This window comes from Streptomyces sp. NTH33 (assembly GCF_003236365.1).
GTDB lineage: Bacteria > Actinomycetota > Actinomycetes > Streptomycetales > Streptomycetaceae > Streptomyces.
The window spans coordinates 1-1026 of the sequence record NZ_POTZ01000959.1; the positions used below are offsets into that span (position 1 = coordinate 1).

The 1026-nt window shown below is 76.6% G+C and carries 1 pseudogene; it reads right to left on the bottom strand.

The window, feature by feature from the left end:
• Window positions 1-899: 899 nt before the first annotated feature.
• Window positions 900-1026: pseudogene (locus tag C1I97_RS37810) on the bottom strand (30S ribosomal protein S5); the annotation flags it as partial.

Below are 1026 nucleotides of genomic sequence, written 5' to 3' on the forward strand. Positions count from 1 at the left end.
CCCAGGGCCGCACCGAGTACGCCGTCCACTGCAAGGGCGAAGGCGGCTGCGGCATGGTCCACCGCCACATCGCGCCCGGGGTGCGCACCGCCCCGTGCGGCGCCATCTACACCGTCCCCGGCGGCGAACTCGCCGACGACACCACCACTTCTTAGGACACCGTGACCCGCCTGCCCGCGCCCGCCGCCGAGCCCCGCCACCGCCGTGGCGGGGCCGGTGGCGCGGGCCCGGCCCGGCGCCGGACACCGGGCCGGCGGTCGGACCGCCGCCGGCAGCCGGTGCCGCCAGCGGCGAGCGCACGGCTGCGGCAGTGGGTTGAAGGGCTGTCGGGGCTGTCGTCCCGGGCCCGTCGGCTGCTGCTGGAGGGCGATACGGACGGCCGGTACGCCGGGCGCAGCGCGGGAGAGAGCGGCTACCGGCTGACGATGGCCCTGGCCGTGGCCTGTTCGCAGCCGGGCCGGGCGTGGACGCCCGCCCAGTTCTGGGAGGCGCTGGTGCTGCGGCCGACGGCCGGCGGGGCGTGGGCGCGGTCCCTGCGCGCCCGCAAGGGCGACAGTTACGCCGAGGGCAAGCTGGCGGCGATGCTGGACAAGGCCCGCGCGTTCGTGGGCGCCTCGGAGCCGATCGCCTCCCGCCCGGATGCGGTGGTGGCCATCCAGCGGGTCAGGGACGCGGTGGAGGCGGCCGTCTGGCCCGGCCGCAGCGGCGGCGTCGACGAGAAGAACCTGGTGGCCCGGCTGCGGCTGGCTGAGCGGTCGGGCGGCCTGGACCACCAGGTCTCCGTGCGGCAGCTCGCCGAGCTGATGGGCTGCGCCAGGTCGACGGCGGAGGCCAGCAACGCACGGCTGCGGCGAGCGGGCTGGCTCAAGCTGCTGAACGCCCACACGGGGGCGAACGCGGGCCACGTCCTGCAGCGGCAGACCGCGGCGGGCCGCGATCGCCTCGGGACGCTGCAGGCCCTTGAGGGCCTCCACCGTGGCGTGCACGATGTTGATCTGGTTGTCGGAGCCGAGCGACTTCGACAGC